Annotated in this window: 12 protein-coding genes; all 12 read left to right on the top strand. The window is 37.7% G+C overall.

What is annotated here, in order from left to right; genetic code table 11:
• The first annotated feature begins 4 nt into the window (after positions 1-4).
• The 12 genes from AC5JL8_RS09515 to AC5JL8_RS09460 all read left to right on the top strand — a co-directional run bounded on the left by AC5JL8_RS09515 (position 5) and on the right by AC5JL8_RS09460 (position 14,818).
• The gene (locus tag AC5JL8_RS09515) at positions 5-1,039 is read left to right on the top strand and encodes a formylglycine-generating enzyme family protein (RefSeq protein WP_495879528.1); all 1,035 of its coding nucleotides are present in this window, start codon (positions 5-7) and stop codon (positions 1,037-1,039) included.
• A 69-nt stretch (positions 1,040-1,108) separates the two neighbouring features.
• Positions 1,109-2,287: a glycosyltransferase family 4 protein gene (locus AC5JL8_RS09510; protein WP_495879527.1), complete on the top strand. Its 1,179-nt coding sequence runs from the start codon at positions 1,109-1,111 to the stop codon at positions 2,285-2,287.
• 27 nt (positions 2,288-2,314) lie between these two features.
• Positions 2,315-3,409, top strand: coding sequence for a glycosyltransferase family 4 protein (locus tag AC5JL8_RS09505; RefSeq protein ID WP_495879526.1), 1,095 nt, complete (start codon positions 2,315-2,317; stop codon positions 3,407-3,409).
• 3 nt (positions 3,410-3,412) lie between these two features.
• Entirely contained in the window at positions 3,413-4,675 is a 1,263-nt protein-coding gene (locus AC5JL8_RS09500) for a glycosyltransferase (RefSeq protein ID WP_495879525.1), read from the top strand.
• 6 nt (positions 4,676-4,681) lie between these two features.
• Entirely contained in the window at positions 4,682-6,676 is a 1,995-nt protein-coding gene (locus AC5JL8_RS09495) for an HAD family hydrolase (protein ID WP_495879524.1), read from the top strand.
• 61 nt (positions 6,677-6,737) lie between these two features.
• Positions 6,738-7,127, top strand: coding sequence for a hypothetical protein (locus tag AC5JL8_RS09490; RefSeq protein WP_495879523.1), 390 nt, complete (start codon positions 6,738-6,740; stop codon positions 7,125-7,127).
• Positions 7,124-8,254, top strand: coding sequence for a UDP-galactopyranose mutase (glf, locus tag AC5JL8_RS09485; protein ID WP_495879522.1), 1,131 nt, complete (start codon positions 7,124-7,126; stop codon positions 8,252-8,254). The genes AC5JL8_RS09490 and glf overlap by 4 nt, the downstream gene beginning before the upstream one ends.
• A gap of 100 nt (positions 8,255-8,354) precedes the next feature.
• Positions 8,355-10,223, top strand: a complete 1,869-nt coding sequence (locus AC5JL8_RS09480) for a glycosyltransferase (RefSeq protein ID WP_495879521.1) — start codon at positions 8,355-8,357, stop codon at positions 10,221-10,223.
• 56 nt (positions 10,224-10,279) lie between these two features.
• Positions 10,280-11,389 (top strand): glycosyltransferase family 2 protein, encoded by a 1,110-nt coding sequence (locus AC5JL8_RS09475; protein WP_495879520.1) that lies wholly within the window; start codon positions 10,280-10,282, stop codon positions 11,387-11,389.
• A gap of 262 nt (positions 11,390-11,651) precedes the next feature.
• Positions 11,652-12,392: a class I SAM-dependent methyltransferase gene (locus AC5JL8_RS09470; RefSeq protein WP_495879519.1), complete on the top strand. Its 741-nt coding sequence runs from the start codon at positions 11,652-11,654 to the stop codon at positions 12,390-12,392.
• 106 nt (positions 12,393-12,498) lie between these two features.
• On the top strand, positions 12,499-13,665 hold the full coding sequence (locus AC5JL8_RS09465) for a glycosyltransferase (RefSeq protein WP_495879518.1): 1,167 nt from the start codon (positions 12,499-12,501) through the stop codon (positions 13,663-13,665).
• A 43-nt stretch (positions 13,666-13,708) separates the two neighbouring features.
• A complete protein-coding gene (locus AC5JL8_RS09460; protein WP_495879517.1) occupies positions 13,709-14,818 on the top strand; it encodes a glycosyltransferase family 4 protein in 1,110 nt (369 codons plus the stop codon).
• The last annotated feature ends 48 nt before the right edge of the window (positions 14,819-14,866 follow it).

Raw genomic sequence — 14,866 nt, 5'->3', positions numbered from 1 at the left:
TGATATGGAATTTGTAGTTATTGACGAGGTAGGAAATAGAGAAGACCCAATTTATGGGTTTGGTCATGTTCCTTATATCTATGAGATTGGTAAATTTGAAATAACCAATGAAGAATACGCAGAGTTTCTAAACGCAGTTGCCAAATATGATGACCCTTATTCGCTGTATAGTCCTAGTATGTCGATGGGATTATTTGGCGGAATTGATAGATTCAGCAAAGAAGGTATTTACGTTTATCATCCCAAGCAGGGGTGGGGGAAAAGACCTGTAGTCTATGTTTCTTGGTATGATTTGGCTCGGTTGGCTAATTGGTATCATTATAAAAAACCATGTACAGGAAGAGCAGAGCTAGGTACAACTGAAGGAACTAATAATCTTGGTGCTTATGATACGCGTAATTTTCCCAAAGATCATACAGTCATGATTGATTATCGTAAGCTCCCATTCCGCAGAAACAAGAAAGCACTATATTGGATTCCCAATGAAAATGAATGGTACAAAGCAGCTCACTATGACCCGACAATAAATTCTCAACGTAAATACTGGGATTATCCTGTCAGAACTAACAACGTGCCCAATAATTCTGAACCACCAGGTGATGAATATTCAGTTAACTTCTTCAGAGACACTTTTGCAATTGGAAAGCCAGATTTTTTAACAGAGGTAGGAGCCTACCGCTTGGCTTGCACCTACTTTGGAACCTATGATCAAGGCGGTAATGTATGGGAATGGTTAGAGAATTGGAGACTTGAAGATCGAGGGGCTGAAAAAGTACGTGCAGTGCGAGGTGGCTCTGCTACTTATAGTGAAATTGGGTTACATGCTCGTAACACTGATCCAGGCAACCCTTCTCATGAAAAATTTATTTGGGGAGGGAGGCTTGCCAGAGCACATGTCACCAGTTCAGGTAAAGTGCATTATAGCAAAGTTTCTTATATACCCTTCGATAGGTACTTGAAAAAAATAATTAAAAAGATTCTGCATGGGAACAACGCCAAGAAATTTCTAAATCTATTTAAGAAAAGCCACCAAATATAAAATAACAAGTAACTAGTAATTTTGATCTGCTATTGGCTGCCCTTGCTAATTAAAATGATGTAGGTAAAAATGAGCAAGAAAGTACTAGTCATATCTCCTGTCCCATCACATCCTCAAGATGCTGGCAACCGGACTAGAATTTATAACCTCCTAAGAAATCTGCAAAAGCTTGGTCATGAAGTACATTTTTTATACATTCAACAAGAGACAAAAGATGACTATCTCATGCGCCAAGCTTGGGAAGAAAATTTCTACTCTTTGCCCTATAGACAAATAGGGGATAGAAAACGGAGTTTGGCACAAAAAATTACCAGAAAGTTAAGATGTTATCTTACCGATTATCCTAAATATCCAGGTGCAGTAGATGATTGGTATGAAAATTCCATAAATCATTTTTTGGTGGAATTACATCGGAAAGTTAACTTTGATGTTGTAATTGTCGAATATGTATTTTTCTCGAAAGCTTTAAATATCTTTGGAAAGGATGTCTTGAAAATAATTGACACCCATGATGTATTTGCTAATAGAACTGATTTATATAAAAATAATGGTCAAGAATATTATTGGTATTCTACAAATATTAAGGAAGAAACTAAAGGACTCCGGCGAGCAGATTTGATTATTGCCATACAAAAAGAAGAAGAGGAGTATTTTCAAAAGCTAGTAGGTAATAAAGTTATTACAGTAGGTCATACGGTTTTATTGCGTAGGCCAAAACAGATGCTATTACCGGCGGGTAACAAAATTCTATATATAGCTTCTCTAAATGAAACTAATATTCATGGTATTAAATACTTTATTAACGATGTACTTCCAAAAGTTAGAGCCAAGCTACCCGACATTCAACTTTTAATTGCGGGGAAAATTTGTGAAGCATTAGATAAAATTGAGGGTTGTGTAAAACTGGGGTATGTAGATAATTCCAATGAGATATATGATAATGCCAATGTAGTTATTAATCCTATGTGTTTTGGAACTGGTTTAAAAATTAAAAGTATTGAAGCTTTAGGGCAATCTAAAGTTTTAGTTACTACACTAGAAGGTGCTAAAGGATTAGAAGCAGGAGCCAACAAAGCTTTTCTTGTTGCCAAAGATGCAGATGAATTTTCTCAATATCTTATTGAAGTTTTGACTAATTCACTATTGTCTAGCAATCTGGCAAAACAAGCTTATGACTTTGCAGAAGTTTATAACAAAAAAGCTCTCGAACCTCTGGAGAAAGTACTTGATTCTATACCAGGGCTGTGATTGATAAAATACAAAAATATTAGTCTTATGAAACCTAAAATTTTATGGTTGCGCGAACGCTTTGGTTGGATGGGAAGTCATAGTGGTTATGATCAACTTTGTGAGACTATTTCTCACATGTCCACAGTTAAGTCTTCAAGTGTTTGGAGAGAAATGGGGAAAAAACTTCCTAAAGGAAGTCGAAGAATTCTTACAAGTTTAGGCAGGGGAGTAAAATTTAGCCAATTCTACGATCATTACAGTACTTTAGCTGAGTTAGAGGTACTATGGAAGACTATTAGCCAGAGGCCAGATTTACTTCACATTAATTATGTAGAAAATAGTTTAGGGTTTTTATTAAACTGGAAGAAAACGCTATCTCTAAAAATGATTGGTACAGTTCATCAACCAGCCAGTTGGTGGCGTTTAATGCATTGCAATACAAACTATGTTGCTGGTTTAGATGCTTTAATTGTTCCTGCAACTAGGGAGGTTTCATATTTTGAACCGTACCTTGATGGACGTGTTTTCTTTGTTCCCCATGGTGTAGATATAAAATTTTTTCATCCTAAACCTGAAATAGAAAATTTTGATAAAGTTCCCAGCTATCCACGCTGTGTTTTTTCTGGAACTTGGTTACGTGATATTTATACACTTATCGAGGTTATTGACAAGATAGTTGCTCAAAATAACAAGGTTGGATTTGATATTATTTTGCCAAGGTATAGTCGAAACAATCCAGCATTATACAAGATTGCTCGTCATGAGCAAGTTGTGTGGCATGCTGAAGTTTCAGATGAAAGATTACGTGCACTTTATCAGCAAGCTAACCTATTACTACTGCCTGTTCTCGATAGCACTGCTAATAATGCACTTTTAGAAGCCATGTCTTGTGGCTTACCTGTTGTCTCTAATTTTATAGGAGGGCTACTAGATTACACCAGAAGTGACTTTGCTGACTTACTGCCAGTTGGAGATGTAGATGGGATGGTAGAGGCAGTCATGAGATTGATCGATGATCCAAAGGAACTAAAAATCAGGGGTGCAGCAGCCAGATTATTTGTAGAAGAAAATTTCAGTTGGGATAAAATTGCTATTCAAACTTTGGATATCTACTCCAAAATCCTTAGTAAATATGATTGATATATGAAAATAGCGATTATTAGCAAGTCTGATAGAAATGGAGGTGGGGCAAGCAGAGTTGCTGAGGATCTCGCTACCTGGTTAAATGAAGCAGGGCACCCAACTGATCATTTCATTGCTTTCAACTTCAAAAAGACTCTTTCATTCCAGCAAAGTCTTTATGGGAAAGGTTTGACACTCAAGCTTTCTAAAAAAATTCATAGAGTAAGTAATGAATTTGGTTTCCGAGAACTATTACCTGTTGAATACTGGTTTAACCTGAGCAGAATTATTAATAATTACGATATAATCCATTTTCACGATTTATATACTTCTATATCTCCAGTTACTCTTGCCCTGGCTTCTCAACGCAAACCCACTTTTTTCACGATACATGATTGTTCTCCATTCACTGGTGGCTGTTTGTACCCAATGGGGTGTGAGAAATTTACTAGCTATTGTCATCAATGCCCGCAATTGCCTCATGGTGGATGGAAAAATGAATTACGCGATCGCACCAAAGAAATTCAAGCAATCAAACGATGGGTTGCTGGACAATTCAATATTCGCTATATATTTCCGAGTCATTGGATGTTGAAACAGGCCCAACAAGCTCTTAAGTTTAAAATTTCACCTATTGTTATTCCTAATGGGCTTGATTTAAGACCTTTTCCTGCTGCCAAAAAGGTAGAAGCAAAAATTAATTTAGGTATACCAGAAAATCGCAAAGCAATTGCCATTTCAGCCCACGTACTTCACGATCCTCGTAAGGGGGTAAAGTATGCCATCACGGCCCTTCAAAGTGTACGTGATATATCACCATTTGTTTTAGTTGTAGGACTTTGTAATGATGAGTTAAAGCAGGCATTAGATGGACTTGAATTCAAGGAAATGGGTTATATCTCAGAGCCTAAGTTCTTAGCTCAAGCTTACTCCGCAGCAGACATTATGCTCTTTTGTACCCTCGCCGATAACCTACCACTTACTGTTTTAGAAGCAATGGCTGCATATACTCCCGTAGTTGGTTTTGCGACCGGGGGTGTACCAGAGATGATCAAGACTGGACATAATGGCATTTTAGTTGAGCCTACTAACCAGGAGGCACTAAACCAAGCCCTACGCCAAGCATTACTATCTACAGATTTGGAAGCGATGGGTCAGCAGGCAAGAAGGGATGTTGAAAATCATTTTTCAAAGGCTACCTGTATTAAGCAGCATCTGCAAACTTATCAGAATTTTGAGCCTTCTTTAAGTGGCGCGGTTGAGGAGTCGTTAATCCGAGGTTAAACCCTGATGAAAAAGACAGTCTACTCTTTTGACGTATTTGATACATCTCTGGTTCGGATTTGGGCTAAACCAACTGATCTTTTCTGGGAAGTAGGTTATCAATTACAAAAAGATAATTTAATTCAAATTTCACCCGAATCTTGGTCTACCCTGAGAATCGCAGCTGAAAGAAAAGCAAGAGAGATAGGAACTTTTTATGAAATTACACTAGACGAAATATATGAACAGCTTGCTCGGTCTTTAAGCTGGTCAGCAGATGAAGCTGAAAAGGCAAAACAAAAAGAATTAGAAATTGAACTATTAAGTTTACGCCCAGTACCTACAACTCAAAAGCGAATCCAATCACTTCATCAAGCAAATGAACGAATAATTTACATTTCAGATATGTACCTACCTGAAGAAGTTATTCGTAATTTCTTGAAAGAAAACAAAGTTTGGACTCCGGGTAGTACATTGTACGTTTCCTGCGAGGCAAGAGTTAATAAAGGAAGTGGCCAGTTATTTCAATATTGCTTGGTAGAAGAAGGAGTTAAACCATCACAGTTTAAACATGTTGGAGATAACCGACACCCAGATGTGAAAGTACCGAAAAAACTCGGTATCCAGACTGAATTATTCACTCAAGCTCACCTCAATCGCTACGAGCAAAAAATCGCAGACGCAACTCAATTTCCTTTAAAATTTAGATCTCTACTTGCTGGCGCTAGCAGACTTACTCGTTTACAGTCTCAAGGAACCGATTTTAATAACAAAGTTATTTGGGAGACAACAGCGAGTGCCGTTGCTCCAATGCTGTTTGGTTTTGTTTACTGGTGCTTAGTAGAAGCGCAAAAAAAAGGAATTCAAAGACTATACTTTGTTGCCAGAGATGGGCAGATTTTGCATAAAATTGCCCAAGTGATCTGTCGAAATTGGAAATTTGCAATCGATTGCCGCTACTTATATGGTTCTCGTCAAGCATGGCATCTGCCTGCTATTCAAGAAGTTGGTGAAGTTGAGCTTGATTGGATTTTGTCTTGCACTAAAACTATCACTCAGTTTGTATCAATTCGTTCGATATGTGAGCGGGTTCACATAGCGCCAGAGCAAATTCAAGATATCTTAAACCGTTATAATTTTAAAGCAGAAAAATGGGATATTAATCTTCAACAACACGAACGTGACTTGATGCAGGAGATTTTTACTGATAAGGAAGTTACTGAACTTATCATCTCAACTGCTGCTACCTATCGTGAGAAGGCAATTGGTTACTTCCGTCAGGAAGGGATAGGTGATGGAGTTCCTTTCGCCTTGGTGGATATTGGCTGGACTGGGAAAACCCAACGCTCGTTTAGTAAATTACTGAGTATCGCTGGTATTTATCCTGCATCCGGTGTCTATGGGTTTTACTTTGCGTTTGAGTCTCGTGTTAAGCCATTTAAAAATGATAGGTTATTTGCTCATTTTTATGATACAGACGAACCAATTGGTGATCGCTATTTTCTCTGTAAGTATAGACTCTTGTTTGAGCTTTTCCTTGCAGCAGATCATGGTAGCACTAAGTATTACGATTCACGTGATAACAAGTATATTCCCGTTCTTCGTCAGCCAAAAAACCAAGAAGCAATTAATTGGGGGTTATATGTTTTGCAGAGTGCAACTGTTGAATTTGCAGAGCAACTTACTACCAATCTGAGCGCGCAAGAATGTACGACTAATCTTTTAGTTGAGGCGACTGAAATTTTATCACGAGAGTTTGTCTTACATCCTTCATATCAAGAAGCAAAAGTATTTGGCTCTTTTCTGATATCTGGGGATATAACTGAAAATTATTTCTATGAGCTAGCACCAAATTACAGTTTATTTGATTGGTTGCGACTGCTAGTCACTAGCAGGCATCCCCATGTAGATGCTTGGTTTCCTGCTTCAGTTGCCAGAGCTAACCCTACTATGGGGAATCCTTTTGTAGTCAAACTAGTTAACAAAATTCGCCAAATTAGGAGAAAATTTCTTAAGCTTTAATGACCGTTTTTCCCTAGATATCAATACTATACTATCCCAACTTCGTTCTACGGTATCCAGCATGTACGTCAATACAGGGCTGAAACAAAAAGAGAATAATACAGAGTTAGAAACGATCGCGGTGATGGTTCAATCAGCAGCCAAAAATTATCAGGGTGATAGTTTAACACTAGTTGCATTGCTGCGATTGCTAGAGGGCTTGCATCAAGAAATAAGAGACAGTCTATTTCTGGAATCTTTGCCAAGCGATCGCCAAGCTTTTTATCCCCTATTGAAGAATATTGAGGAAGAGGGTGGTTGGCCGTACATCCATCGCATGAAACTGCAATCTCTACTAGAAAATTTAGCAGAAAACACTTTCATTGAGTTAGAAGTTGACAAAACTACAGAATCTTCTGTTGAGTTTGAAATCTCAAAACCTCTTAGCGTGAACCAAGGAGAAATTGTATGAAAATAGATTGGTTAATCATCGGTGCTGGATATTCAGCCTGCGTAATAGCTGAGAGAATTGCTAATGAGCTTGGGCAGAGAGTCTTAATTGTAGAACAGCGAGACCATATCGGCGGTAATGCCTACGATTACTACAACGAGCATGGCATTTTAGTTCATAAATACGGCCCTCACATCTTTCACACCAAATCCAAAAAAGTTTGGGATTATCTCTCACAATTTACAGAGTGGAGACATTACTATCACCATGTGCTAGGCGTGGTAGAGGGTAAAAAAGTTCCTATTCCTTTTAATTTGAATTCCCTTTATGCCCTTTTCCCTCCAAAATATGCAGAGAAGCTTGAAAATTTACTTTTAGAAAACTTCGGTTTTGGAGTTAAAGTACCCATTCTAAAGCTACGTGAAAGTGCCAGTGGCGACCTAAGCTTTTTAGCTGATTATATTTATGAAAATATCTTCCTTCGCTACACCATGAAGCAGTGGGGAGTGAAACCAGAGGAACTTGATCGGGCTGTTACAGGACGTGTTCCAGTTTATATCAGTCGAGATAATCGTTATTTTCAAGACCCTTACCAGGGTATGCCTAAGTTGGGCTACACCGAGATGTTTCGCAAAATGCTGGCTCACCCGAACATTAAAGTACTCCTAAATACAGATTACCGCGAGATTATCAATGATGTAAAGTTTAACCGAATACTTTGCACTGGGCCAATTGATACCTTTTTCGATTATATGTATGGCGAATTGCCTTATCGTAGCTTACGGTTTCAATTTGAAACTTTAGATCAAGAGTTGTATCAAGAAGTTGGTACAGTTAACTACCCCAACGACTACGATATCACCCGTATAACTGAGCAGAAATATTTGTCAGGACAAACCTCTCCCAAGACTACCTTGGTAATGGAATATCCTCAAGCGTATATACCAGGAAAAAATGACCCTTATTATCCCATTCTCAATGAAGATAACCGCGATCGCCTGAATCTATACCTTAAGGAAGTAGAAAAACTCAACGGTACAGTGCTATTTGCCGGACGCCTAGCAGATTACAAATACTACGACATGGATCAAGCAGTCGTTCGCGCGCTTGGTCTGTTTGAGAAAGAAATAGTGAATTTAACAATCTAGGAATGATAAACAACCTCACACATAGCAAGCTATTAGCGTTCTATTGTAGGTAAATTAGAAATTTATTCCATCGAATGCTGCGTCTAGAAAAGCATTAAATATGTCAACACTCAATATTAGCCAGATGAACGTAGTAAACAGAATTCAATTTCCGTCTACATCTGAAACCGCTAGCTTGTACATGAAATGTCATGAGGGTACATCTCTAAATTTTAGTTCAGAACACCCAGAGGTTGTTTTAATTAAAAATGGTGTTTTATCTTTAAACACCTATTTTAATTCGTTTTTTGAAACATTCTACGCCAAATATACCGAGATTACCTCTTTATATTACTTATTAAAGCTTGAGGGTAACTTTCAAGTTTCTCTTTACAGAGAGCATCATGATAAAGACGAGAGAGAACTTATTTACGCAGAGAACTTTGATCAATGTCAATTATGCCAACCTGTGAAATTCTCCCTACCAGATTCTTGGCGAAGTGAATATGCTGGTAGAGTTTATCTTGAAATTACTTGCTTGAGTGAAAATGGCTTATTCACAGAAGGCGTAATGATAACCGACCAACCCAAGATTAGGGAAGTATCTTTGGGTATTGTTATTTGCACTTTTAAGAAAGAAACTTATGTAAAAAATACAGTTAATACCATATTAAAAGATAATTTGCTACAAGACAAAAAGTTCAAAGTTTTTGTTGTAGATAATGGTAGCACTTTAAAAGAAGATGAATTTGCTCAACAAAGAGTGCAATTGATCCCTAATAGAAATGTAGGTGGTTCTGGAGGCTTCACGCGGGGATTAATACAAGCTATCGAAGAAGAGGTATATACACACTTTTTGTTGATGGATGATGATGTAGAACTAGACAGCGAATCTATCTATAGACTTTTTCCATTATATGAGTATGCTAATCAAGATTTTGCAGTATCTGGCGCTATGCTAGATTTGTATGAAAAATATATTATACATGAGGCGGGAGCGCTGTACGGTATACACTTTGGTGCTAATGGCAAACCTGTATATAGCCCGTTTGGACGTGTCCCTCTGAAGCACAAACTTAATCTTGAAAATACTACTAATAACATATTTATCTCTGAAGAAAGCCCAGACTACGGAGCATTTTGGTTTTTCGCTTTTTCTAAAGAAATCGTTGAAAAAGCCGGACTGCCTATGCCTTATTTCATCAAGGTAGATGATATGGAGTTCGGGTTAAGGATTAAAGAACGACTTGGCAACCCAATAGTAGCTTTTCCTGGCATAGCGGTTTGGCACGAACCTTTTTATGCAAAAAATCCTGTTTGGGTTGCTTATTATGCAACTCGTAATAATTTGATAACTCATTCTATTCGTAGCTCAATAGGATATTTAGATGCAGTAAATTTCCTGACAAGAGGCTTATTATATCAGCTATTTATATTTGACTATAATTCAGCAGAAATGCTAGTCAGAGGATTTGAAGATTATCTGAAAGGTTCAAGTACAGTAAAAACTGGTGATCCAGAGAAGCTACATGCAGGTATTGTAGAACTTAGCAAAAGCTATAAAAGTCAGAGTATACAACCTATAGAATCACCCAATAACAAAATTTATACAAAATCAAGTGTTCAAAAGACTAAGTTGACTTTCTCAAAAAAACTTATTGCTTTATTTACTTTAAATGGTCATTTAATTCCCAACTTTTTACTCAGCAATGAAGATGCTTTTCTATGGATGAGTTCTGACCATGAGGACTGGTGGCCTAAAGCATTTGCAAAAAAGAGAGTTGTGATTTTGAGAGAAGGAAATAACTCTATACAAAAAAATGAGATGAGTCGGTCAACTTGTATCAAAATCTTAATTAGATGGGTACAAGTTGTTATTAAAGGCGGGATTAGATGGTCTTCTGTTAGTTCAGAGTGGAGGAATGCTTTTAAAGATTTAACATCTTATAAATTTTGGAAAGAGTATTTGAAGCTAAAGGAGCAAATGTAAAACCTTAATAAATATTTTTAATAAATATTAAATTATAGCTCTTTAAGGGTTAAGAAATGCAAAAACTGCAAGCTCAAAATTTACAACCAATGGAGCTGTCTCAACTGCCCGACAGTCCATTGATATCAGTTTTAGTTCCAAACTACAACTATGCAAAATATATTGGCGAAGCTCTAGACAGCGCACTTCAACAAACTTACCCCCATTTTGAAATCATAGTTTGTGATGATGGCTCCAAAGACAACTCTTGTGAAGTTATCGAAAGCTATATTCAAAAAGATTCTAGAATCAGATTGATACGCAAAGAAAATGGAGGTGTTGCTACAGCATTAAACGCAGCCTATAGGCAAAGTAAGGGTGAAATTATTTGCCTATTAGATGCGGATGACATTTGGATAAATAATAAATTACAGAAAGTTCTAGAGGTATTTAGGCTTAATTCTCAATGTGGCTTTGCTATTCATAATGTGATTCAAATTGATGGTCAGGGTAATTTCATAAAATCAACTCCAATGTTTAGGCGTTTAGCTTCAGGGTGGATGGGTCAGTCTGCTTTGGAAAATGGTGGATTCGTTTACAATATTCCCCCAGCATCAGCTCTTAGTATCCGGCGAGAAGTAGCTAACTTTATATTTCCTCTAAATGAAGCATTTGTTCGTAATGCAGATAGTCTAATATTTCGTTTTGCTCCGTTTATCACAGTAATTGGGTCTGCACCAGAAGTCCTGAGTAAGTTTCGCTTACATGGCTCAAATACTACCAGTCAAGTAACTTTGACAGCAGATTCCTTAGAGAAGGAGCAAGTGACTTTAGAGCGTGTGCATCAAGAACAAAAACTGTTTCTCACAAAAAATTATGGTGCAGCAATTGCAGACAGTCTGACAGATTTGGATTTTAGTGTTGCAGTCTGTCACGATCGCTATTTACTAGCTCGCTTTAAACATTTATCTAAATTAGAGCGTCGGAAAATACATCAGCGGCTTGTTACTCATCCAAATTTTAGTAACTGGTCTGTAGCTCAACAGTGGCTATTTCGCTGGGGTGAGTATCTACCAGATACTCTTTTTCAGAAGTGGTTTGATCTGATCTATGGACAGAGCCGTCTGAAACGTTTAGTAAAATGGTTTATCGACAGAAGGTTTACTCTAAGTCATCTAAGTGCATAGTTTCATTTGCCATTACCTTAAAAAAGGTGCTTCTCATGCCACTTGTTTCAGCATGAATGAGCGGGTAGGGCAGGATGGGATCTGTTGATAGCTTCGCAAGTACTGGACAAGCAAAAATTGAAGTCAATTTATCGCTAAGTGTACTATTGGCAGTCACGCTTATGTAGTCGGTGTGAATCAAGGAAAGCTGAATGCGATCGCTAGTGGAATTTCCTAATAAATTGGAATTCTAAACAGAATTTATGATGGAGGAGTAAATATTATGTCTTTAAAAGATGCGTCTACAAGCAATACAACCGGAGAGCTGTATGAACGATATAACGAAATCTCTGGTAGACCAACAGTTAAAGACCATACAGTAAAAGAAAAAATTTTTAAATCATTCCAACGTACTTTAGATAACTGGTTACCGAGAGATAGATCGCTCAAAATTTTAGATATAGCTTGTGGTGAAGGAACCTTACTAACATTTTTGAAAGAGAAGGGATATAAAAATCTTGCAGGCTTCGATCTTTCAGAGCAAAATGTAGGTATTTGCCATGAATTAGGATTAACATTTGTGCAAAGATTTAATGCAGAACAACTAAATAAATTCAGAGGAGCAGAAAAGTATGATGTAATTTTCGCATTAGATATTTTGGAACATTTGCCAAAGCAATCAGCAACTCAATTTCTCAAGCAAATTCGAGAAAAATTACAACCCAATGGCTGCCTCGTGATTCAAACACCTAATATGGGTAGTGTATTTAGTTGTCTGTGCAGATATAATGACCTTTCTCACGAATTCGGAGTTACAGAACACACTCTTCTCCATCTCCTATTAATAGCTGGATTTGAAGCTAATAAAGTTGAGATCAAACCACAGTGGTCTGCATCAACACTCTTAGGACGTTTCAAAGAAACCTACTTGTGTTTATTACACCAACTCATTTTTATTGCAGAAGGAGCAGGTCGTCCCAAAATACCAACAAAAAATCTCTTGGCTCGAGCATATCGCTCATAGCATTCTAATTGATGAATTTTGGTATTACAAAATATCGCTCATAGTATTCTAATTGATGATTTTGGTATTACAAAATTATGTTCCAATACAGTTAAGATTGCCCACAATGACGAACTCTAAGCTGCGTGTACTTTTTGTTAGTCACGCTTATGTAGTTGGTGTAAACCAAGGAAAGCTCAATGCGATCGCCCAAACTGGTAAAGTAGAAGTCGGCTTGCTAACTCCTAGCAACTGGAAGGCCCTGGAGTGGAACCGTGTTTTTGAGGTAGAAAAACCTTACCCTAATATCAAAGTTTATACAGCCCCTGTACTTTTTTCCGGCCGGGGTGGCGCTCATATCTATGCACCTTGGCAACTTTGGCAAGTATTGAACGATTTTCAGCCTGATGTAGTGCAAGTTGAAGAAGAAGTATTCTCACTTTGTACCTTTGAGTTAGCAATTTGGAGTAGAATCACAGGCAAGCCAATGGTCGTATTTGGTTGGGAAAACATGGATCGCACCTTGCCTGTTGTACGTCGCTGGATACGTCAATTTGTGATGAATACAGCTCAGCTGATGCTTCCTGGTAACCAGGACGGAGCTAATTTACTACGCCAATGGGGTTATAGGGGATTAATGGAAATTATGCCCCAGATGGGAGTGGATACCCAATTATTTAGTCCGCGATCGCCTGAAAATAAAAATGAAGCGTTTCACATCGGATTTCTTGGTAGATTAGTTCCTGAAAAAGGTGTTAATACAATCTTTGGAGCCGCGCATTTACTCAAAGAAAAAGGACTCAACTTCCGAATTATTATCTGTGGTTCTGGTTCCTATGAAGAAGCTCTCAAACGAGAAGCGCAGCAGCAGCAGATAGCAGATTTAGTTATCTGGCGCGGGTCAGTACGCCATGAACAAGCACCTGAAGAAATTAGTAAGCTTGATGTTTTGGTTCTACCTTCCCTAACTGCTGCCACATGGAAGGAACAATTTGGTCACGTCCTCATTGAAGCGATGGCAATGGGTATTCCGGTAGTAGGCTCTAGCAGTGGCGAAATTGCTAACGTCATTGGGCGTTCTGATTTGGTATTTCCAGAAGGAGAAGCAGAAAAATTAGCAACAATTCTAGAGCGAATGATTTGTAATCCAACTTGGCGGCAAGAGTTAGCACAACATGGCCTAACTAGAGTTTATCAGCACTATACCCACGAAAGAATTGCAGAACGTTTAATCAACCTTTGGCAAACCCTAATTCAGCCAAGTAGCAATAAGTATGTCACGAGCAAAAGTTAACTGTATATTGAAATTCGGAGTGTGATGCACAAGGAAATTAGTAATGCGTGTAGTTATTGCCCGTACAATGCAAGAATTTAGCATGGATGTCTATGCCAACGGCATTATTTCCGGTCTAAAAACTGTCCGACCCGATTGGGAAATTGTAGATCTAGCACCCCGACATTTTGATAGAGCAAGTTCCTCTTTATCTCTAAGAGTCAGAAAATATTACGAGCGTTTCTGGCGCTTTCCACGCTTAGTAAAACAGCAAACAGCTGATATTTTTCATATAATTGAACCTGCCGAAGCCCATATAGTTTACTGGTTACAAAAGCCTGCGAAACCTGTTGTTGTCACTTGTCATGACCTCATCAACTTTTACTATTCTGACAATCTACAAGGTTCGGTGCAACTGCCATTTGTTAGTAAGACTGTTTGGCTATATGGTGTAAAAGGCATGAAGTCCGCTAATCATATCTTTGCTGTTTCTTCTGTGACAGCTAAAGATACAACTCAATTATTAAATATAGAACCAAGCAAAATTTCTGTAACTCCTAATGCCGTTGAGTCTATATTTCAACCATTATCTCAAGCAGAAATTGAGTCTTTTCGGCACAATAACGGATTATCTCCAAAAACGATTTGCTTACTTAATGTAGGGTCAAACCATCCTCGTAAAAATATTGTCACAATACTCGAAGTTCTCAATATACTGAAGCAAAAAGAAATATCGGTAAAGTTTTGGAAGGTTGGTGCAGACTTCACAAATGAACAAAAGGAATTTATCCAAAAATTTAACTTGGAAAATTATATCACTTACTTTGGCAAACCAGATAAAAATACTTTAGTTCAAATATATAATGCTGCTGATGTGTTAGTAGCACCTTCACTACACGAAGGATTTGGCATCACAATTTTAGAAGCAATGGCTTGTGGAACTCCAGTAATTACGTCTAACACCTCGGCCATGCCCGAAGTTGCTGGAAATGCAGCAATTCTAGTTAACTCCAAAGATAGCAAAGCTATATCAGAAGCAGTACTAAGGTTGCATAACGACCATGTTTATTATCAAGAATTAGTAGATAAAGGACTAGTAAGAACTAAGTTATTTACTTGGGAAAAAACAGCAGAAAAGTTAGCTGAAATTTATGAAAAATTGTTATATAGCTAAATTTTAAAAAATCAATTTGGATGATTAAGCGCAGTGTAAAAAAATTGA

The organism is Mojavia sp., assembly GCF_059505145.1.
Note: the sequence above shows the minus strand (reverse complement) of the source record. Positions and strands in the feature narration are given on the sequence as shown.